The 20,612-nt window shown below is 71.4% G+C and carries 19 protein-coding genes; 7 read left to right on the top strand and 12 right to left on the bottom strand.

From position 1 onward, the window contains the following. The first annotated feature begins 3 nt into the window (after positions 1-3). Positions 4-594 (top strand): hypothetical protein, encoded by a 591-nt coding sequence (locus ACIQPT_RS27340; RefSeq protein WP_401159464.1) that lies wholly within the window; start codon positions 4-6, stop codon positions 592-594. Between the two features lie 12 nt (positions 595-606). Here ACIQPT_RS27340 and ACIQPT_RS27335 read toward each other — a convergent pair whose 3' ends face one another. The 4 genes from ACIQPT_RS27335 to ACIQPT_RS27320 all read right to left on the bottom strand — a co-directional run bounded on the left by ACIQPT_RS27335 (position 607) and on the right by ACIQPT_RS27320 (position 3,238). Beyond that, positions 607-1,260: a CatB-related O-acetyltransferase gene (locus tag ACIQPT_RS27335; protein WP_401159462.1), complete on the bottom strand. Its 654-nt coding sequence runs from the start codon at positions 1,258-1,260 to the stop codon at positions 607-609. Positions 1,261-1,346: 86 nt separating this feature from the next. Next, positions 1,347-2,096: a DUF2071 domain-containing protein gene (locus tag ACIQPT_RS27330; RefSeq protein WP_401159460.1), complete on the bottom strand. Its 750-nt coding sequence runs from the start codon at positions 2,094-2,096 to the stop codon at positions 1,347-1,349. Then, the gene (locus ACIQPT_RS27325) at positions 2,093-2,437 is read right to left on the bottom strand and encodes a metalloregulator ArsR/SmtB family transcription factor (protein ID WP_044370784.1); all 345 of its coding nucleotides are present in this window, start codon (positions 2,435-2,437) and stop codon (positions 2,093-2,095) included. The genes ACIQPT_RS27330 and ACIQPT_RS27325 overlap by 4 nt, the downstream gene beginning before the upstream one ends. Before the next feature lie 159 nt (positions 2,438-2,596). Beyond that, entirely contained in the window at positions 2,597-3,238 is a 642-nt protein-coding gene (locus ACIQPT_RS27320) for a superoxide dismutase (protein ID WP_018959211.1), read from the bottom strand. Positions 3,239-3,441: 203 nt separating this feature from the next. Between ACIQPT_RS27320 and tkt the strand changes: the two genes are divergently transcribed. Further along, on the top strand, positions 3,442-5,691 hold the full coding sequence (gene tkt, locus ACIQPT_RS27315) for a transketolase (RefSeq protein WP_401159457.1): 2,250 nt from the start codon (positions 3,442-3,444) through the stop codon (positions 5,689-5,691). Here tkt and ACIQPT_RS27310 read toward each other — a convergent pair. The 5 genes from ACIQPT_RS27310 to ACIQPT_RS27290 form a co-directional block, all read right to left on the bottom strand. Beyond that, positions 5,688-6,065 (bottom strand): hypothetical protein, encoded by a 378-nt coding sequence (locus ACIQPT_RS27310; RefSeq protein ID WP_401159454.1) that lies wholly within the window; start codon positions 6,063-6,065, stop codon positions 5,688-5,690. The genes tkt and ACIQPT_RS27310 overlap by 4 nt on opposite strands. Before the next feature lie 31 nt (positions 6,066-6,096). Beyond that, positions 6,097-7,338 carry an epoxide hydrolase family protein gene (locus ACIQPT_RS27305; protein WP_401159452.1) on the bottom strand — a complete coding sequence of 414 codons (1,242 nt, stop codon included), beginning with the start codon at positions 7,336-7,338 and terminating at the stop codon, positions 6,097-6,099. A gap of 72 nt (positions 7,339-7,410) precedes the next feature. Then, a complete protein-coding gene (locus ACIQPT_RS27300) occupies positions 7,411-8,502 on the bottom strand; it encodes a glycerophosphodiester phosphodiesterase family protein (protein WP_401159449.1) in 1,092 nt (363 codons plus the stop codon). A gap of 230 nt (positions 8,503-8,732) precedes the next feature. Further along, positions 8,733-10,220 carry an amino acid permease gene (locus ACIQPT_RS27295; RefSeq protein ID WP_401159447.1) on the bottom strand — a complete coding sequence of 496 codons (1,488 nt, stop codon included), beginning with the start codon at positions 10,218-10,220 and terminating at the stop codon, positions 8,733-8,735. Positions 10,221-10,340: 120 nt separating this feature from the next. Beyond that, positions 10,341-11,780: an amino acid permease gene (locus ACIQPT_RS27290; RefSeq protein WP_401159445.1), complete on the bottom strand. Its 1,440-nt coding sequence runs from the start codon at positions 11,778-11,780 to the stop codon at positions 10,341-10,343. 258 nt (positions 11,781-12,038) lie between these two features. On the opposite strand from ACIQPT_RS27290, the gene ACIQPT_RS27285 reads away from it, so the two are divergent. Next, complete coding sequence (locus ACIQPT_RS27285) at positions 12,039-12,632, top strand: biotin transporter BioY (RefSeq protein ID WP_401159443.1); 594 nt, start codon at positions 12,039-12,041, stop codon at positions 12,630-12,632. Between the two features lie 7 nt (positions 12,633-12,639). Here ACIQPT_RS27285 and ACIQPT_RS27280 read toward each other — a convergent pair whose 3' ends face one another. Further along, a complete protein-coding gene (locus tag ACIQPT_RS27280; RefSeq protein ID WP_401159441.1) occupies positions 12,640-13,959 on the bottom strand; it encodes an FAD-binding oxidoreductase in 1,320 nt (439 codons plus the stop codon). An 83-nt stretch (positions 13,960-14,042) separates the two neighbouring features. Next, entirely contained in the window at positions 14,043-15,476 is a 1,434-nt protein-coding gene (locus ACIQPT_RS27275; protein WP_401159439.1) for an amino acid permease, read from the bottom strand. 260 nt (positions 15,477-15,736) lie between these two features. On the opposite strand from ACIQPT_RS27275, the gene ACIQPT_RS27270 reads away from it, so the two are divergent. The 3 genes from ACIQPT_RS27270 to ACIQPT_RS27260 all read left to right on the top strand — a co-directional run bounded on the left by ACIQPT_RS27270 (position 15,737) and on the right by ACIQPT_RS27260 (position 18,417). Further along, positions 15,737-16,225, top strand: coding sequence for a ribose-5-phosphate isomerase (locus tag ACIQPT_RS27270; protein ID WP_401159437.1), 489 nt, complete (start codon positions 15,737-15,739; stop codon positions 16,223-16,225). Positions 16,226-16,327: 102 nt separating this feature from the next. Then, positions 16,328-17,152: an Fpg/Nei family DNA glycosylase gene (locus tag ACIQPT_RS27265; RefSeq protein WP_401159435.1), complete on the top strand. Its 825-nt coding sequence runs from the start codon at positions 16,328-16,330 to the stop codon at positions 17,150-17,152. Positions 17,153-17,322: 170 nt separating this feature from the next. Further along, a complete protein-coding gene (locus ACIQPT_RS27260; RefSeq protein WP_401159433.1) occupies positions 17,323-18,417 on the top strand; it encodes a PP2C family protein-serine/threonine phosphatase in 1,095 nt (364 codons plus the stop codon). Between the two features lie 90 nt (positions 18,418-18,507). Here the strand turns inward: ACIQPT_RS27260 and ACIQPT_RS27255 are convergent, their stop codons facing one another. Then, positions 18,508-19,692, bottom strand: a complete 1,185-nt coding sequence (locus ACIQPT_RS27255) for a cation:proton antiporter (protein ID WP_401159431.1) — start codon at positions 19,690-19,692, stop codon at positions 18,508-18,510. A gap of 257 nt (positions 19,693-19,949) precedes the next feature. Here ACIQPT_RS27255 and ACIQPT_RS27250 point away from each other — a divergent pair, with 257 nt between their 5' ends. Next, a complete protein-coding gene (locus ACIQPT_RS27250) occupies positions 19,950-20,450 on the top strand; it encodes an HD domain-containing protein (protein ID WP_401159429.1) in 501 nt (166 codons plus the stop codon). The last annotated feature ends 162 nt before the right edge of the window (positions 20,451-20,612 follow it).

The raw sequence follows: 20,612 nt of genomic DNA, 5'->3' as shown, positions 1-20,612 counted from the left end.
GTCATGACGACGACGGACCCCGCCCCGCCGGAACCCCGCCCGGAATCCCGCGTGCCGCCAGCGCCCCGGCCGCCGGTCCCGCCACCCCCGCGCTGGGCGGTCCGCGCCGCCCATGTCGCGGCCTGGTCGACCGTCCCCTCCGGGGTGTGGCGCATCGCCCTCGTGCTCGGGGTGCCGGTCGGGGTGATGAAGCGCGAGGAGTTCCTCGCCGCGTTCCCCGACAACTCCCCGCTGATCGGCCTGGCCTACGTGCTGCTGATCGGGGCGGTCGCCGAGGCCGCCTCGTACCTCACGCTCGGCCTGGTACGGCCCTGGGGAGAGAGGGTGCCGCGCTGGGTTCCGCTGATCGGAGGGCGCTCGGTCAACGGCGGGCTCGCGGTCCTCGCCGCTTCGCTGGGGGCCCTCACGGTCACCGTCCTGTGGTGGGTCCTCTTCTTCGGCGGTCTGCTGACCTCCCCCAGCCCGGACCCCGGCATCTCGGCCGGTGAAGCCATCTTCGTCGCCGCCTACGCACCCCTCCTGCTGTGGGGCCCGCTCCTGGCGGCGGTGACCTGGTCGTACCACCGACGGCACCGGGCTCGCGTGAGGCCGTGATGGAACGCCGCGTCAGTCGTCGGTCGGCGCCGCCGCCTCCAACTCCGCCACCGTGCCCGACATCACCGTACGGATGTGGCGTGTCAGGTGGTCCGCCGGCCAGTCCCACCAGGCCACGGCCAGCAGGCGCGCGATGTCCGCTTCCTCGTACCGGGTGCGGATCAGTCGGGCCGGGTTGCCGCCGACGATGCCGTAGTCCGGGACGTCCGAGACGACCACGGACCGCGAGCTGATGATCGCGCCGTGCCCGATGCGGACGCCCGGCATGATCACGGCCTCGTAGCCGATCCAGACGTCGTTGCCGATCACGGTGTCGCCCCGGTTGGGAAGGCCCGTCAGCAGGTCGAAGTGGTCGGCCCAGGAGCCGCCGAGGGTCGGGAACGGGAAGGTGGACGGGCCGTCCATGCGGTGGTTGGAGCCGTTCATGATGAACCGCACCCCCGTGCCCAGCGCGCAGAACCTGCCGATCACCAGGCGCTCCGGGCCGTAGTGGTACAGCACGTTGCGGGTCTCGAACTCCGTGGCGTGCTCGGGGTCGTCGTAGTACGAGTACTCCCCGACCTCCACCAGCGGCGAGGTGACCAGCGGCTTCAGTTGCACCACGCGCGGCTGGCCGGGCATCGGGTGCAGGACGGTGGGGTCCGCCGGGACGGGGGCAGAGCTCATGGGTTCGCTTCCGGGGTGAGGGGGCACGGGCAGACGTACGAAGGTCATCGTGGCAGCCCGTGCCCGGGTGCGGCGCGCGGATATTTCTACGCCGCCCCCGCCACCGCCCCGCATCCCAGCCGGAACGGCTCCCCCTGCGACCAGTCGGCCGCCACGCCCCGCATCACCAGCGCGCTGTCCAGCACCGCGCTGCCCGGCGGGAAACGGTCCAGGTCCTCGAAGAACGAGGAGCGTACGGTACGGGGCCGGCCCGCCGTCACCTTCCAGGCGTCCGTGGACAGTTCGAGGACGTCCAGGTGGGTGCCCCCGGCGTTGGGGGAGAGGCCCCGGCTGCCGCGGCGGAAGAACTCCGACGCCTCCGCCACGTCCGCGAACAGCCCGCTGCCGTGCAGTTCCTCGGCCGGCTCCACCGTCGCGTCGACCTCAACCTCCCCGTCCCGGGTCGCGAAGGCCACCCGTACGGCGTCGGCCTCCTCCCGCACCGTGAAGTCCGCGCGGCCGTGCTCGCCCGGGTAGATCCGGCCGCCCGCGAAGGCGTTGAGGCGGGAGGCGGTGTCGCGGCGCGGGATGTAGACGCCCTGCTCGACGCCGTCCGGCCCGTCCCACTCGACGGAGATCCGGTGCGCCGCGTTCTCGCTGGTCAGTCCGGTCGCGGCCGGGGCCCAGCCGGGGCGGACGCCGCCGATCCGGAGCAGGCAGATCCCCGCCACCGCCTGGCCGCGCACCAGCTGGGGCCGCAGCGGCGCGGGCAGCAGGGCGGCCGCGACGTACGGGTCGACCCGGTAGTTCACCAGGAGGCGGCGTTCGATGACGCTGGAGAGCCGGGACCTGATCATGAGGCGTCGCCTTCCGGCGCGGAGCGCCACTTGGTGTTGCGGAGCACGATCTGCTCGGGGCAGACCGTGCTGAGGAAACGGCCCACGCACAGGGCGAGCCGTTCCTCGGCCAGCGAGTAGAGGATGCGGTTGGCGTCCCGGCGCTCGGTGACGAGCCCGGCGCCCTTGAGGACGCCCAGATGGCGCGAGATGGACGGGGCGCTGATCGAGAACCGGCTCGCGATCTCCCCTGCGGCCAGCTCACCGTCCCGCAGATCCTCCAGGATCTGACGGCGGGTGGGATCGGCGAGCGCGCGGAAGGCGCTCGCCTCTTCGTCGGCCGGAAGGGCGCGTGATTCCATGAGTGCATGTTTAGCACATGAGCTAAACAGCTAAATAGGCGGCTTGGAAGAGCCCCCGTGAGTCATGTCCTCACGGGGGCTCTTCTTTCATCCGCCTGCCGTGGTGAAGGTTGAGAAGACGATCACGAGGCAGGACGTCAGTGGTGCGTCGGCGTCACGTCAGGGGGCGAGCAGCAGCACGTCCGCGCGCTCCTTGGCGGCGGCGTAACGCTTCGCCACGTCCTGCCAGTTGACGACCCGCCACATGGCCTCGATGAAGTCCACCTTCTGGTTCTTGTACTGCAGGTAGAAGGCGTGCTCCCAGGCGTCGAACACGAGGACCGGGACCGAGCCCTGGCCGACGTTGCCCTGGTGGTCGTAGACCTGCTCGACGATCAGCTTGCCGCTGACGGGCTCGTACGCGAGCACGCCCCAGCCGGAGCCCTGGGTGGTGGCCGCGGCCTTCGTCAGCTGGGACTTGAAGCCCGCGTAGGAGCCGAAGGACTCGGTGATCGCGTCGGCGAGGTCGCCCACGCCGTCCGCCGCGAGGGGCTCGCCGCCGCCGTCGCCGGTCATGTTGTGCCAGTAGATCGAGTGCAGGATGTGGCCGGAGAGGTGGAACGCGAGGTTCTTCTGGAGGCCGTTGATCGCGCCCCAGGCTTCCTTGTCGCGGGCCTCTTCCAGCTGCTCCAGGGTGTCGTTCGCACCCTTGACGTACGCGGCGTGGTGCTTGTCGTGGTGCAGCTCGATGATCTGCGGATTGATGACCGGTTCGAGCGCCGCGTAGTCGTACGGGAGTTCCGGGAGCGTGTACGTGGCCATGATGCGAGCCCTCCGACTGCTGGGAATGCCGTCCAGTTGTTATTGCAATCTATATGCAGGTGAAGGCTAACAGCAGGAGTGTTCCGAAGTGATCAGCCCTTCGGCCTAGGACCTGCGACGCCGCTCCTCCTCCTTTTTGTCCCGCAAAGGTGATTTGCTCCTTCGACTGCCCCATGGATCGCCCCATCGATCAGGAGGACTTGATGGCACCCACCGAAGCGTCGAACGGCCCGAACGGCACCGCAGGCGGCCCCGACGGCCGGGGCCGCGACCCGAAACTGGCCCCGCCCCTCGCAGACGCGGCCGGCTGGGGGCCCCTCGACGTCCGCGCCGTCGACACCGTGCGCGTGCTGGCGGCCGACGCCGTGCAGAAGGCCGGTCATGGCCACCCGGGCACCGCGATGAGCCTGGCCCCGCTGGCGTATCTGCTGTTCCAGCAGGTGATGCGGCACGACCCGGCCGACGACCGGTGGCTCGGACGCGACCGCTTCGTGCTCTCCTGCGGGCACTCCAGCCTCACCCTCTACATCCAGCTCTACCTGAGCGGGTACGGGATGGAGCTGACGGATCTGGAGGCGCTGCGCACCTGGGGGTCCAGCACCCCCGGTCACCCCGAGTACCGCCACACCCGGGGCGTCGAGATCACCACCGGGCCGCTCGGGCAGGGGCTCGCCTCCGCCGTCGGTATGGCCATGGCGGCCCGGCGCGAGCGCGGCCTCCTCGACCCCGACGCCCCCGCCGGTACCAGCCCCTTCGACCACCATGTGTACGTCGTCGCCTCCGACGGCGACCTGATGGAGGGCGTGACGTCCGAGGCCAGTTCGCTGGCGGGACACCAGGAGCTCGGGAACCTGGTCGTCTTCTACGACTCCAACCACATCTCCATCGAGGACGACACCGACATCTCCTTCAGCGAGGACGTCGCCGCCCGCTACGCCGCGTACGGCTGGCACGTCCAGACGGTCGACTTCACCCGGACCGGCGACTACGTCGAGGACGTCGACGCCCTGCTCGCCGCCGTCGAGGCCGCGAAGAGCGAGCGCGACCGGCCCTCCCTGATCCTGCTGCGCACGATCATCGGCTGGCCCGCGCCCACCAAGCAGAACACCGGCAAGGCCCATGGCTCCGCGCTCGGCGACGACGAGGTCGCCGCCACCAAGAAGCTGCTCGGCTTCGACCCGGACGCCGACTTCGCCGTCGAGGACGACGTACTGGAGCACGCCCGCGCGGTCCGCGAGCGCGGGGCCTCGGCCCACCGCGCCTGGGAGCCCCGCTACCAGGTGTGGCGCGCCGCCCACCCCGAGCGCGCCGCGCTCCTCGACCGGCTGCGGGAGCAGAAGCTCCCCGACGGCTGGACCGACCGCCTGCCCGTCTTCGACCCCGACCCCAAGGGCATCGCCACCCGCAAGGCCTCCGGCGATGTGCTCACCGCGCTGGCCCCCGTGCTGCCCGAACTGTGGGGCGGCTCGGCCGACCTCGCGGGGAGCAACAACACCACCATGGAGGGCGAGCCGTCCTTCGTACCGGAGAGCAAGCAGACCGGCGAGTTCCCCGGCGACCCGTACGGCCGCACGCTCCACTTCGGCATCCGCGAGCACGCCATGGGCGCGATCCTCAACGGCATCGCCCTGCAGAGCCTCACCCGCCCCTACGGCGGTACGTTCCTGATCTTCAGCGACTACATGCGCCCGGCCGTCCGCCTCGCCGCCCTGATGAAGCTGCCGGTCACCTATGTCTGGACCCATGACTCCATCGGCCTGGGCGAGGACGGCCCCACCCACCAGCCCGTCGAGCAACTGGCCGCCCTCCGCGCGATTCCCGGCCTCGACGTCGTACGGCCCGCCGACGCGAACGAGACGTCCGTGTGCTGGCGCACCGTCCTGGAGCACCACGACCGGCCCGCCGGCCTCGCCCTGACCCGCCAGCCGCTGCCGGTCCTGGAGCGGGGGGAGGGCGACGGCGCGTACGCCTCCGCCGAGGGGGCCGCCCGGGGCGGCTACGTCCTGGCCGACAGCCGAAACGGCACCCCCGACGTCATCCTCGTCGCGACCGGCTCGGAGGTCCACATCGCCCTGGAAGCACGGGAGTTGCTGGCCGCCGACGGACACGACGCGCGGGTGGTCTCGCTGCCCTGCCGCGAGTGGTTCGCCGAGCAGCCCTACGCCTATCAGGACGAGGTCCTGCCGCCCGGCGTCCGGGCCCGGGTGAGTGTCGAGGCGGCCGTCGCCCAGGGCTGGCGGGACGTGGTGGGGGACGCGGGGCGCATGGTGAGCCTGGAGCACTTCGGCGCGTCCGCCGCCTACGAGCGTCTGTACGAGGAGTTCGGCATCACGCCCCGCGCGGTCGCCGACGCGGCGAGGGAGAGCATCCGTGCGGCGGCCGGTCCGGTCCGGCCCGGCGGCGAGCGGCCCGGCGCGTCCCCGACCGAGGGCGGCACCGGGGACGCCGGCTAGGGCGTGCCCGGCCGGGAAGGCGGGTGCGGGGGATCGTCCTTCGGCTTCTGCGGGTACTCGATCGGATCGGCCACCCAGTGCCAGTCCTCTCCCCAGTGGACCGCCCGGCCCGGCCGGGGGCTCGGGCCGCCGTTCCGGCCCGCGTCCCAATTGATGAAGGCCACCACCGCGACGAAGAAGAGGACCATGCCGAGGAGGACCCACGCCTTCGGATCGCCCTCGGCGAGCAGGCGGCCGCCGTCGGTCCAGAGGAAGCGCCCGAGCCGCCAGGCCAGCACCACCAGCACGTACCCGACCCCCAGGCAGAAGGGCAGGACGACGAGCCCGAATGCCAGACAGGCCGGTTCCATCTTTTCGCGTTTTTTACGACTCACCGCTGCCTCCGTCGCGTCGGCTCCGTGCCGTTCAGGTCCTGCGGTCGCGGAAGGTGCGCCGCAGGTCGCTCACCCAGGCGTCGGGGTTCTCCCAGGGGATGAAGTGGCCGCCCTGCTCATGGGCGTTGACGTTGACGTGGTGGAACCACGCCGCCTGCGGGCCCGTCTCGAACGCCCGGACGCGCTCGTCGGCGGTGTGGATGCCGGGCGGGTTCTCATAGGTGACGAAGGTGAGGCCGACCGGGGCCTCCACCGCCGGGGTGCGGTCGTGGGCCGGGGTCCACGGGTAGCGGTTGGCGTTGGCGTAGTAACGCATGGACGTGGCGATGGAGTTGTTCGCCCAGTAGATCGTCGCGTGGGTGAGCAGATCGTCCTGGGAGAAGACGGACGCGAGGTCGCCGCCGGTGTCGCTCCAGGCGTTCCAGCGCTTCAGCAGCCAGGCGAGCAGTCCGGCGGGGGAGTCGCTCAGCCCGTGGGCCAGGGTGGCGCCGTCGAGCATGTGCACGGCGAGATGGGGCGCCCAGCGGTGGTCCATCTCGACGATGCGGGCGCGGACGTCGGCGGGCTGGTCCTCGGTGAGGGGCCGGTTCCGGGCGAAGTCCCAGGCGCGGGGGCCGTTGAAGAAGTCGAGCGGCAGCCCGGAGCCGATATGGATGCCGTACAGCTCGTCGGCGTACTTGTGGCCGAGCTGGCTGGTGACGAGCCCGCCGATGTCGCAGCCGCCGGCGGCGTACTTCTCGTACCCCAGCGTCTCGGTCATCAGGGTGTGCCAGAGGTCGGCGACCTTCCAGAAGTTGACGTCCGGAAAGCCGGTGAGCGGGCCGGAGAAGCCGAAACCCGGCAGGGACGGCACGATGACGTCGAACGCGTCGGCGGGGTCGCCGCCGTACGCGGCCGGGTCGGCGAGCTGGTCGATCACCTTCGACCAGTGCCAGAACGTCCACGGCCAGCCGTGGGTGAGGATCAGCGGGACCGGGCGGGGGCCGCTGCCGGGCTTGCGCAAGAAGTGCACGGGGACGCCCGCGACGCTCACCCGGTAGTGGTCGTAGGCGTTGATGGCGGCCTCGGCCGCGCGCCAGTCGTAGCCGTCCCGCCAGTAGGCCACCAGCTCACGCAGACGGTCGTCCGGAACGCCGTAGGACCCGTCCTCGTTGCCCTCGTGCAGCGGCGGACGCGTCAGCGCGAGACGGGCGCGCAGGTCGTCGAGGACCTGGTCGGACACCTGGATCGGGGTGGGCTCCAGGGGGAAGACGGGCGGGGCGGTCGCGGTCATGGCATGGTCCCTTCCGGGGCGGAGGCGGAGCTCCTCGGAACGTTTCCACATCCGCCCGCCGCCCGCCGCGAGTTACGCCCGCAGGTCGTCCCTGGCCTGCACCGCGATGTCCGGGAAGTCCGTCACCACCGCGTCCACGCCCTGCCCGTAGTGGAAGGCGTACTCGGCGAACGCGTCGCCGAAGTCGTTCGGCCCGCTGCCCCGGCGGTATGCGGCCGGGAGGTACTGGTTCTCCGCCCGGAAGGTGTACGCGCCGACCTTCAGGCCCGCCGCGTGGGCGTCCGCCAGCAGGGTGTTCGGCGGGACCAGCGAGGACTTGTCCGGGCCGATCCACTCCGCGTACGAGGCGATCTCGCGCAGCCCGGCCGGGGTCATCATGTCCCGGTAGGTGAGCTCGTGCCCGTACGGGCCGCCGCTCGTGCCCAGCGCCTGCCAGAGCGGGAGGCCGAGGCGCGCGGCGGCCACCCGGCGCAGGCTCGCGGGCTCGAAGGACTGCACGACGCAGTCGCGGGCGGTCAGCCGGTTGCGGCGGATCACCCGGATCAGCTCCTCCTCCAGCGGCAGCCCGATCGAGCGGAAGTACGTCGGGTGCTTCGTCTCCGGGAACACCGCGATCCGCCGGCCCGACTCCCGCGACAGCCGCCGGGCCAGGTCCACGACCTCCTGGAACGTCATCACCCGGCCCCGCCCGTCGAAGACCGTGTTGCGGTCGCGGACCAGCGGAAGCCGCTCCACCGTGCGCAGCGTCCGCAGCTCGCGCAGCGTGAAGTCCTCGGTGAACCAGCCGGTCACCGCCTTGCCGTCGACCGTCTTCGTGGTGCGGCGGTCCGCGAACTCCGGGCGGCCGGAGACGTCCGTCGTCCCGCCGATCTCGTTCTCGTGCCGTACGACCAGGACATGGTCCTTCGTCGGTACGAGGTCCGGCTCGATCCAGTCGGCCCCGGCCCGTACGGCATAGGTGTACGCGTCGGCGGTGTGCTCGGGCCGCCAGCCCGCCGCCCCGCGATGCCCGATGACCAGGGGCCACGAGGGGCGGTGGGGGCGACGCTCGGCGGCGGGGGCGGCGGCAGTGGAGGAGGAAGCGGCGACGGCCGGCGCGGTGGCCGCCGCGGTGACGGCGGCGGCGGCCAGGAGGATCGAACGACGCCTGGGGGCAACGGACATGACAGCTCCTCGATGGGGTGGACCTACCACGGAAGCGAGGGCGGATGACGGCCCGGCGTACGGTGCCCGGCCCTGCGATGTCCTGTTGGTCACGGGTGCACGCAGCGCCGGAACCACATACCGGAACGCCGGACGCCGAAACGCCGGGCTCCGCCCCGATCGTACGAGGAGGAGCCCGGCGTTCGAAGAGGCCGTGCGGGAACTACTTCCGCGAGGCCGCCGTGCGGGAACTACTTCCGCTGCGCCGGGATCTCGGCCGCGCCGTCGCCGTCGCCGTCGCCGTCGCCGCCGCCGCTGACGCCGCCCTCGCCGCCCTGCTGCTTCCGCTGACGTGCGAGTCCGATGCCGATCAGCACCACGGTCAGCGCTCCCGTGGCCAGCAGCTGGTCACGGGTGTCCGGCTGGCGCAGCATCAGCAGGAAGATGCCCACCATGGCCGCCAGGGCGACCACCGTGAGGATCGGGAACAGCCACATCCGCACGACCAGCGTCTCCGGCGCCTCCCGCTCGGTGCGGCCGCGCAGGATCAGCTGGGAGACCGCGATGAAGATCCAGACGACCAGGATCACCGCGCCGATCATGTTCAGCAGCCAGGGGAAGACGTCGTCCGGCCGCCAGTAGCTGAGCAGCACGCAGGCGAACCCGAAGACCGAGGAGAACAGCACCGCGTTGCGCGGCACCCCGGAGGAGATCTTGCCGAGCACGGCCGGGCCCTGACCCCGGGCGACCAGCGACCGGGCCATGCGGGACGCGCCGTAGATGTTGGCGTTCATCGCGGAGAGCAGGGCGATGAGGATGACCACGTTCATGATCTGCGCGGCGCTCCCGATGCCCAGGTGGTCGAGCATCGCGTAGAACGGGCCGACCTCGGCGACCTTCGGGTCGTCCCAGGGAACCAGCGTGACGATGACCGCCATCGAGCCGATGTAGAAGACCGCGATGCGCCACATCGCCGTACGGACCGCCTTCGCGACGCCCTGCACCGGGTTCTCGGACTCGGCCGCCGCGATGGTGACGGTCTCCAGACCGCCGTACGCGAAGACGGAGGCGAGGAGTCCGATGATGAACCCGTCCATGCCCTTGGGGAGGAAGCCGCCGTCGCCCGAGAGGTTGGACAGGCCGGGCGCGTCCGTGTCGGGCAGCACGCCGAGGATCGCCAGGAGGCCGAGCACCAGGAACAGCGTGATCGCGATGACCTTGAGCGCGGCGAACCAGAACTCGAACTCGCCGAAGTTCTTCACGGCGGCCAGGTTCGTCCCGAGGAAGATCACCATGAACAGGGCGACCCAGGCCCACTCCGGCGTCCCCGGCAGCCAGCCGCTGACGATCTGCGCGGCCCCGATGCCCTCCAGGCCCACGGCGACGCAGAGCAGGAACCAGAAGGACCAGCCCGCGGTGAACCCGGCCCACGGGCCGATCGCCCGCTCGGCGTGCACGGAGAAGGAACCGGACGCCGGGTTGGCGGCCGACATCTCGCCGAGCATGCGCATCACCATCATGACGAGCAGCCCGGAGATGGCGTACGCGACGATGATCGAGGGCCCCGCCGCGGCGATCCCGGCGCCCGAGCCGACGAAGAGTCCGGCGCCGATCACCCCGCCGAGGGCGATCATCGAGAGGTGTCGCTGTTTGAGACCGTGGGTGAGCGCGGAGTCCGCCTTGGCCCCGGCGGGGGCCGCGGAGTCAGCGGTGGGGGGAGACGCGGAGGTCCGAGGCATGGACGAGCTCTGTTCGGTAGCCGAGACGAGGGATGAACCCACAGTCTGAGCATCATCACCGCTCACACGGAACGGGTGTCCGCTATACGGGCACCAGGCTCACACAAGGTGTGCACGTGCCTACCGGCCGGTGGCCGGAGCGGAGCCCTCGCGCTCCCGCTGCTCCCGCCGCTGACGCCACACCGCCACCAGCAGCACCAACGCCGTCGCCCCGGCCGACCACAGCACCTGCGGGCGCGCCGCCTCGTCGGTCAGCATCAGCAGCAGCACCCCGAGCAGCCCGGCCAGCGTCACCCACGTCAGATACGGGAACCACCACATCCGCAGCGTGAGCGCCTCGGGCGCCTCCTGCTCCAGCCGTGCCCGCAGCCGCAGTTGGGAGGCGGCGATCAGCGCCCACACGAACAGCAGCACCGCGCCGACCGAGTTGAGCATGTAGAGGAACACCGTGTCCGGCCACAGCAGGTTGAGCAGGACGGAGACGAAGCCGAAGACCACCGAGGCCAGCACCGCCCGCCGCGGCACACCGCCCTCCGTACCGGCCGTACGGGACACCTTCAGCAGCCCGCGCGGGGCCTCCCCACGCTCCGCCAGGGAGAAGATCATGCGGGAGGAGCCGTACAGATTGGCGTTGAGCGCGGAGAGCAGCGCCACGAACACCACGATGTTCATGATCTGCCCGGCCGACGGCACCCCGATCGCGTCCAGCACCTTCACATACGGGCTCAGCCCGGCCTGCTGCGCGGTCCACGGCAGCACGGTCACGATCACCAGCATCGAGCCCACGTAGAAGAAGAGGATGCGCACCACCGCGCTGCGCACCGCCCGCCCCACCGCACGTGCCGGGTCGTCCGTCTCGGCGGCGGCGATGGTGACGACCTCGAGACCGCCGAAGGCGAAGACCACGGTCAGCACGCCGGAGACGACCCCGCTCCAGCCGTTCGGCAGGAAGCCGCCCTGACCGGTCAGGTTGGTCATGCCCACCGGGTCGGTGTCGGGGAGCCATCCGAGGACCGCCAGCAGCCCGAGCACCAGGAAGACGACGATCGCGCCGACCTTCAAGGAGGCGAACCAGAACTCGAACTCGCCGAAGTTCTTCACCGCCGTCAGGTTCGCCGCGGTGAACACCACCATGAACAGCAGCACCCACGCCCAGGGTTCGATGCCCGGCACCCAGCCGTGGGCGATCTGCGCGGCCGCCGTCGCCTCCACGGCGAGGACCACCACCAGCAGGAACCAGTACAGCCAGCCGACGCTGAACCCGGCCCACCGGCCGAGCGCCCGCTCGGCGTGCACGGAGAACGAACCGGAGGCGGGCATCGCGGAGGACATCTCGCCCAGCATCCGCATCACCAGCATCGCGAGCGCGCCCGCGATCAGATACGAGACGACGATCGCGGGCCCCGCCACCGCGATCCCGGCGCCCGAGCCGACGAACAGCCCGGCGCCGATCACCCCGCCGAGCCCGAGCATGGTGAGGTGGCGCTGCTTCAGCCCGTGCGACAGCGGCTCGGCCGGAGTCGTGGGGGCCCCGGACGGGGTGGGGGGAGCCTCGTGCATGGTGTGCGGGTCACTCTCGGATCATTTATGGGGAACCTACAGTCTGGGGCCGCGATGCCTCTCCCGGCAAAACGGGTCGCCACCTGCCTCACCTCAGTGACGAGCATCACGCCCGAGGGCGATTGCGGGGCGGTCTTTGTGTGAATCCAACCAACCCGTCAACCACCGCTTTGTGGGCGGCTGATGGTGATCGGGCCTCGCCCCCTGGGCTAACGTCTCCACCAGCCCACCCCACCTGCCCTCACCCGCGGAGTCCCGATGAGCACTGCTGCCGCCCCCGTCCGCTCCGGAGCGGTCCTCGCCGACCTGCTGCCCGTGGCCCGGCACCGCTACGCCGTGGACGCGGCCCTCGTTCTCGGCGGCGCCGCCCTGACCGGCATCGCGGCCCAGATCGCCGTCCCGGTCCCCGGCTCCCCGGTCCCCGTCACCGGCCAGACCTTCGCCGCGCTCCTCATCGGCACCGCGCTGGGCGCCCGCCGCGGCTTCCTCTCCCTCGCGCTGTACGCCCTCGTCGGCATGGCCGGCATGCCGTGGTTCGCCGAGGCATCCTCGGGCTGGTCGATACCGTCCCTGGGCTACGTCTTCGGCATGCTCCTGGCCGCCACCGTCGTCGGCGCCCTCGCCCGGCGCGGCGGCGACCGCTCGATGCTGCGCACCGCGGGCACGATGGTCCTCGGCTCCGCGATCATCTACGCCATCGGCGTGCCCTACCTCGCGCTCTCCACCGGGATGTCGCTGACCGCCGCCGTCGCCGCGGGCCTCACCCCGTTCCTGATCGGCGACGCCCTCAAGGCGGCGCTGGCCATGGGCGCGCTGCCCGCCGCGTGGAAGCTCCTCGGCAACCGGGGCTGACCCGCACTCACCGCCCCTCGTAGGGGCCGCCGAAGAGGCCCGCCGGATCGTACTGGGAGACCAGACCGGCGAGCCTCTTCGCCGTTTCCGGCTCATGGAGACCGGCGGTACGGTCCCCGCCGCCGAAGGAGAAGTTCAGCGACCGCCCCAGCACCCGGGGCTCCAGCACCCCGGACACCTCCCCGTACAGCGAGCGCACCGCCGCCACGTCCGTACCGTCCAGCGGCGACAGCAGCCGCAGCAGGAAGCCCGCGTCGCGGAAGGGCACCGCGTCCGCCGCCTCCGGCCGCCCGGCCAGCGCCCCGCCGAGATGATTGAGCTGCACCACCGTCATCATCGGGGCCCCCGGCCCGGTCAGCTCCAGCACCCGGCCGGCCCGCCCCGCGTCCAGCTCCCCGAGCATCAGCCCCTCCCCGTAGTACGCGTGCGGGAACGGCGGGTCGTTGTGGATCGTGGGGCTCTCGGCGTACGGCATCTCCCGCAACGAGTCCGCGAGCGCGGGACCGACCGCCCGCAGCGGGGCCACCAGCCGCTCGCCCTCGGCCGCGTCCCCCGTGAAGGCGACCCGCACGGAGAGGACGTACCGCCCGCGCACCTCCTCGGGCACCTGCGGCAGGTCCGGGTAGACGAGCGCGGCCAGTGAGGACGTCAGGGTGTCCGGCACGGTCCGGGTCCACTCCAGATAGCGGGCCACCACCTCGGCCGCCCGCTCCCCTTCCCCGTCGAAGGTGATCGAACCCCCGTACAGCCGCTCCACCGCCACCAGACCGATCTCCAGCGAGGTCACCACTCCCAGCCGGTGCCCGCCGCCGCGCAGCCCCCGGAACAGCTCCGGCTCGCGCTCCGGCGTGACCCGGCGCAGGACCCCGTCGGCGGTCACCACCTCCAGCGCCCGGACATGGTCGGCGGCGTACCCGAACTGCCGGGCCAGGATGCCCAGGCCGCCGCCCAGCGTGTACGCGACCGCGCCCACCGAGGGCGACGAGCCGTTGAGCGGGGCCAGCCCGTGCGGGGCCGCCGCCGCCGTCACCGCGCCCCAGGTCGCACCCGCGCCGATCGTGGCGGTGCGGGCGACCGGGTCGACGGTGACGGAGTCCAGGGCGCGGGTGACGACGAGGACGCCGCCCTCGACCGCACCGGGCAGCCCGTGCCCGGTGGCGTGCGCGGCCACGCGGAGCCCGTGCTCGGCGGCGTACGCCACGGCCTCCCGTACGTCGTCGGGGGTACGGGCCTCGACCAGCCGGTCGGGCCGGATCGGGAAGCCGGTCTGGAAGCCGGCGGGTGCGGATGCGGGTGCGGGTGCGGATTCTCGGGGCTGGGACGACATGGGGAGGCTCTCCTTCGCTCGCGTGGTGGGCGGTGCGAAGAAGAGCCTCCCCGGGATACCTGACAGCGTCCGTCAGGTATGGATCACTTGGCGGCGGCCTTGCGGCTGCGCATCTCCCGGAACAGCGAGATGCCCACCACCAGGGCCGCGACCAGCAACGACAGCACGACCTGCTCACGGGCGGCGTCGTCGGTCAGCATGTAGACGAGGACGAAGGAGATCATCGCGATCGTCGCCCAGGTGAGATACGGGAAGAGCCACATCCGTACGACCAGCTTGCCGGGGGTCTCGCGCAGGATGATCCCGCGCATCCGCAGCTGGGTGAAGCAGATGACCAGCCACACGAAGAGCGCGACCGCGCCGGAGGAGTTCAGCAGGAACTGGAACACCGTGTCGGGCCACTGGTAGTTGAAGAACACCGCCACGAAACCGAAGACGACCGAGGACAGGATCGCCGCCTGCGGCACCCCGCGCCGGTTGACCTTGGCGAAGGCCTTCGGCGCGTCGCCCCGCTCGCCGAGCGAGAACGCCATCCGGGAGGCGGTGTAGAGGCCGGAGTTGAGGCAGGACAGCACGGCCGTCAGCACGATGAAGTCCATGACGTTGCCGGCGTGCGGGATCCCGATCACATCGAGGGCGGCGACATAGCTGCCCTTCTCGATGATCGACGGGTCGTTCCACGGCAGCAGCGTCAGCACCACGAAGATCGAGCCGAGGTAGAAGACGGCGATACGCCAGATCACGCTGTTGGTGGCCTTCGAGACGGCCCGCTGCGGGTCCGACGACTCCCCGGCGGCCAGCGTCACGATCTCACTGCCCATGAACGAGAAGACGACCATCAGCACACCGGTCAGGATCGCGCCGGGCCCCTCGGGGAAGAACCCGCCGCTGTCCGTCAGATGCGCGAGCCCCGACGCCTCGTTGTCCGCCCCGGGCAGGAACCCGAAGACCGCGAGGAAGCCGACGACCACGAACGCGCCGATCGCCACGACCTTGATCCCGGCGAACCAGAACTCGAACTCACCGTAACTGCCCACCGAGACCAGGTTCGTCGCCGTCAGCACGACCATCACGATCAGCGCCCAGGCCCACTGCGGCACCCCGGGAATCCAGCTCTCCAGGATCTTCGCGCCCGCCGTGGCCTCGACGGCGAGCACCACGACCCAGAAGAACCAGTAGAGCCAGCCGATGGAGAAACCGGCCCAACGGCCCAGCGCCCGGTCGGCGTAGGCGGAGAAGGAACCGGAGCTCGGCCGGGCGGCGGCCATCTCGCCGAGCATCCGCATCACGAGGACGACCATCAGGCCGACCATCGCGTACGACAGCAGGATCGCCGGGCCCGCGGCCGCGATGCCCGCGCTGGAACCCACGAAGAGCCCGGCACCGATCACGCCGCCGATCGCGATCATCGAGAGGTGGCGGTTCTTCAGGCCGGCCTGAAGCCCGCCCGACGAGTCCGGCCGGTCCGGCTCACCGGGCTCCTGGCCCGGCTTCGCCAGCGTCGTCTGCGACGTCATGGGGGGAGTCCTTACGTTTTCGAGCATGAGGGTGTGCCCTGCTCCGCCGTCGGGTGGTGCCCGTGGGGGTGCGAAGACAAGGCCACGCATTCAAGCCCGATACAAGGCGGAAGGGGAACCCCCTCTTTCGGATCGTTTGCCTGATCATTGCCCAAGTGGTGTTCGCCACACAGAATCGGGTCCAGGCCTGCGAATCATCGAATGGAGGCTTCCGACCCCGCTGACGGGGGCCCCGCGAAGTTCGTGCCACACTTCGCACCATGCGCGTGTACCTCGGATCCGACCATGCCGGCTACGAACTCAAGAACCACCTCGTCGAGTGGCTCGGCGCCCACGGCCATGAGGCCGTCGACTGCGGCCCCCACATCTACGACGCCCAGGACGACTACCCGCCGTTCTGCCTGCGCGCCGCCGAGAAGACGGCCGCCGACCCGGACAGCCTCGGCATCGTGATCGGCGGCTCCGGCAACGGCGAGCAGATCGCCGCCAACAAGGTCAAGGGCGTCCGCGCCGCACTGGCCTGGAGCGAGCAGACCGCCGCCCTCGGCCGCGAGCACAACGACGCCAACGTCATCGCGATCGGCGGCCGGATGCACACGGCCGAGGAGTCCACGAAGTTCGTCGAGATCTTCCTCTCCACGCCGTACTCGAACGAGGAGCGCCACACGCGCCGCATCGAGATGCTCTCGGCGTACGAGACCACTGGCGAGCTCCCCCCGATCCCCGCCCACCACCCGCAGCAGGGCTGACCCGCACCACCCGCCCCACGCCTTTCCATGCCGCCGGGTCCCGGACCCGGCGGCACGGCCATGCCGCCGACAGGCCCCAGCCCTTTCCCCAGGAGCCCCGCCGTGCCCGAGGGACACACCATCCGCCGCCTCGCCGACGACCACGCCCAACGGTTCGCGGGCGCACCGGTACGGGTGAGCAGCCCGCAGGGCAAGTTCTCCGACAGCGCGGCCCTGCTCGACGGCCGGACCCTCACCGCCACCGACGCCCACGGCAAGCACCTCTTCCTCGGCTTCGGCGACACCGGCTGGGTCCACATCCACCTCGGCCTCTTCGGCAAGCTCGGCTTCGGCACCGCCCCGCCCCCGCCGCCCACCGACACCGTCCGCCTCCGGCTCGTCAACGCCGGCCACCACGCGGATCTGCGCGGCCCCACCACCTGCGCCCTGATCACCGAGCCCGAGAAGCGCGCCATACACGAGCGCCTGGGCCCGGACCCGCTGCGCGGCGACGAGGACGGGGAGCGCGCCTGGCAGCGGATCTCCCGCAGCCGGACCACCATCGCCGCCCTGCTGATGGACCAGAAGGTCATCGCGGGCGTCGGCAACGTCTACCGCGCCGAGGTCCTCTTCCGCCACGGCATCGACCCGTACCGCGCGGGCAGGGACCTCACCCGCGCCGCGTGGGACACGATCTGGGCGGACCTGGCGGAGCTGATGCGCGAGGGCGTGCGGAACAACCGGATCGACACCGTCCGCCCCGAACACCTCCCCGAGGCCATGGGCCGCCCGCCCCGCAAGGACGACCACGGCGGCGAGGTCTACGTCTACCGCCGCGCGAACCTGCCCTGCCACATCTGCCGTACGGAGATCCGCACCGCGGACCTCGTCTCCCGCAACCTCTTCTGGTGCCCCCGCTGCCAGCCCCCGGGTCCCTCCGGCGGCTGAAAATCGCGTGTCATATGCCACGCGAAACAGGGCTCCGATGCGCGGACGACCCCATTTCGAGCGCATTGTCACCGGGGTCCCCCTGCACCGGACGCGTTCGGGTGGATAAGGTCCCGGCAGTGGCCCGTAGCGGAGGAGTAGACGACTTCTGGGCCCGGTGGCGCAGAAACATGCACCGGGCCCGCATCGGCCTGCGTAAATCCGGGGTCGACTACTTCCGCGGCGACGGCTCCGACTGGATCGCCCTGGTCGGCCTGCTGCTGACGATCCCGGCCATCACCTTCGCCACGATCGTCAGCCCGGTCTGGATCGACCCGGCCGCCCTCGCCCTGCCCATCGTGGCGGGCGGCCTCCTGCTGCGCCCCGCCAGCCTGCTGGGCCTGTACGCGACGGCCGCCGGCGCACTGATCGTCGAGGCGCTCACCCTCGGCCCCTACCTCGACGGCCCCGCCCGGGTCACCCCGGGCACCGTGCTTGTGGTCGCCGCCTGCGGATTCTTCGGGCTGATCCTCGCCCAGTTCCGGGCCCGGGTCGGGGTGCCCTGGCGGCGCGGCGGCACGATGCTCTTCGACCTGCGCGAACGGATCCGGGTCCAGAGCGCCCTGCCCCGGCTGCCCCAGGGCTGGCACCGCGAGATGGCCCTGCGCCCGGCCGGCGGCCAGTCGTTCTCCGGGGACTTCGTCGTCGCGGCCCGCACCCACGGGGGCCGCACCCTGGAGGCCGTCCTCACCGACGTCTCCGGCAAGGGCATGGACGCGGGCTCCCGGGCGCTGCTGCTGTCCGGCGCCTTCGGCGGGCTGCTCGGCTCGCTGCCCTCGCACGCCTTCCTGCCCGCCGCCAACGGCTATCTGCTGCGCCAGGACTGGGACGAGGGCTTCGCCACCTCGATCCACCTGGTGCTGGACCTGGAATCGGGCGACTACGAGATCTACTCCGCGGGCCATCCGCCCGCCCTCCAACTGCACGCGGGCAGTGGGCAGTGGGAGGAGAAGTCCGGCGAGGGGCCCCTGCTCGGCGTCTACGACGGGGCCGAGTTCGACGCGGTGAAGGGATCGCTCGCCCCCGGCGATGTGCTGATGCTGTTCACCGACGGTCTGGTGGAGGCCGCCGACCGGGACATCGCCGAGGGCATCGACCGGCTGACGGGCGAGGCCGACCGCTATGTCTCCACCGGCTTCGAGGGCGCGGCCTGGCATCTGATCGAGGCCTGCGCCAAGGACGTCAACGACGACCGGGCCCTGCTGCTGCTCTCCCGCCGGGCCTGAGCGGCCTCCCGGTACGGACGCCGGACGGCGGAGAGGCGCCCGTCACCCGGAGGCCGGGTATCGGGGCGCCTCTCCGCCGTCCGGTGGTGCTCAGACCGACACCGGTACCTGTTCCTGGTCCTGGTTGTCGTCCTTCTTGCGACCGCCCGGCAGGATGCGGGCCAGCCAGTGCGAGCGTCCGGCGGCCAGTGGCGCGAGGACGGCGAGCAGGAGGACGTAACCGGCGATGAACGGCGAGAGCCGCGCGTCCAGTCCGGCGGCCGCCGCCATCGTGGCCAGGATGAGCGCGAACTCACCGCGGGCGACGAGCGTCGTGGCGATGTTGGCCGTGGCCTGCGCGCCGAAGGAGTACACCTTCGCCGCGGCCAGACCGGCCGCGATGTTCATGGCGAGCGTCAGCGCCACGGCCGCCAGCACCGGCCACACCACGCTCGGCAGGTCGCCCGGGTCGATGGAGAGACCGAAGGCGAAGAAGAAGATGGCGCCGAACGCGTCCCGCAGCGGGTGGACCAGCTTGAGGATGCGGTCGCCGGACGAGGTGGAGCCGAGCATCAGACCGACCATGAAGGCGCCGATCGCGTCGGCGACGCCGAACATCTCGGAGACGCCGGCGACGAAGACGGCCATGCCGAGGAACGAGATGACCAGCAGCTCGTCGTCCTTGGTGTTCATGAGCTTGCCGATGAGCTTCGTGCCGAAGCGCGCCGCGAGGGCGAGCAGCAGCAGGAAGCCGAAGGCCTTGCCGCCGTCTATCAGCGCGGCCGAGAGGCTGTCCGCACCGGACAGGATCGGCTGGAGCGCGGCGAGGTACAGGGCGAGGAAGACGTCCTCGACGACGATGATGCCGAGGATCGGCCGGGTCTCCGGGTTCCCGATGCGTCCGAGGTCCACCAGGATCTTGGTGACGATCGCGGACGAGGAGATACCGAGGACACCGGCGAGGACCAGCGCCTCCGAGGTGCCCCAGCCCAGCGCGAAGCCGAAGCCGAGCCCCGCGCCGACGTTCAGGGCGAGATACGTCCCGCCCGCGATGGCCATCTTCCGGCCACCCGTCTTGAGGTCGTCCATGTGGAACTCGAGCCCCAAGTAGAAGAGCAGGAGGACGAGTCCCAGCGCGGAGAGCATCTCCAGGTCGTGCGGGTTCGAGAGGAGCGTGTATCCGGGGGTGTGCGGGCCGAGCAGGATTCCGGCCAGGATGAACAAGGGGATCGTCGGCAGCCCGATACGGCCGCCGAGGCGGGCGAGGACGGCAGCGGCCAGGAAGGCGCCGCCCATGGCGAGGAGGGTGTCTGCGTGTCCGATGAGCCTGATCCTTCGGGGTCGGTCAAGAGCGAGTCAAGGGCGTATCAATAATCCATCAGTAATTAGTTTACCGAACGATTGACCCTGCAACTATGAATCCGTCGGATTGTCAGCTTTTGTCTGTTAATTCCGTGACGGTGTCGCGAGGGCGTCGAGCGGCGCCCCGAGCGGACGCAGCGTCAACAGCCGTACACGTGAAGCGAGTTCGGATGCGGTCGTAGGGTCGGCCCATGACCGAAAAAGATCTGAACGTCTCCGAGGTGGAGGCCATCGCCCGCCGGGCCCATGCCCGGCAGACCGACAAGGCGGGCCGCCCGTACGCGGAACACCTGGCGGCGGTGGCCGAGGGTGTACGGGCACGGGGCGGCGACGACGGGCAGATCGCGGCGGCCTGGCTGCACGACGCGGTCGAGGACGGCGCGCTCTCCGCCCGGTGGCTGGCGGCGGCCGCCCTGCCGCAGCGGGTGAAGGACATGGTCCTGGCGGTGACCAAGCGCCCGGGCGAGGAGCTGTCCTCGTACACCGCGCGGATCCTGGCCACTCCGGGCGCACTGCTCGTCAAGGAGGCGGACCTCGCCCACAACGCGGATCCCGCCCGCCTCGCGGTCCTGGACGAGGCGACGCGTACCCGGCTGACGGCGAAGTATGCGCAGGTGCGCGGCCTGTTGGGGCTGGTCGGCGGCGAATCACCCTCGGACCGAAAGAATCCGGCCAACCCGGAGACGCACTGATCCACCCGCGGCCGGGCCGCGGGTGGATCAGTGGGAAGTCGGTGAGGGGGGCGGGGGGGGCCGGGCCCCCCCCCCCCGCCCCCCCCGGCGCCCCCCCCCCCGGGGGGGGCCCGCCACCCCCCCCCCCACTACCGCGCCGGGGGCCCCCTAAAGGGGCGGCCC

Origin of the sequence: Streptomyces sp. NPDC091289, assembly GCF_044757365.1 — a bacterium.
Lineage (GTDB): Bacteria > Actinomycetota > Actinomycetes > Streptomycetales > Streptomycetaceae > Streptomyces.
Note: the sequence above shows the minus strand (reverse complement) of the source record. Positions and strands in the feature narration are given on the sequence as shown.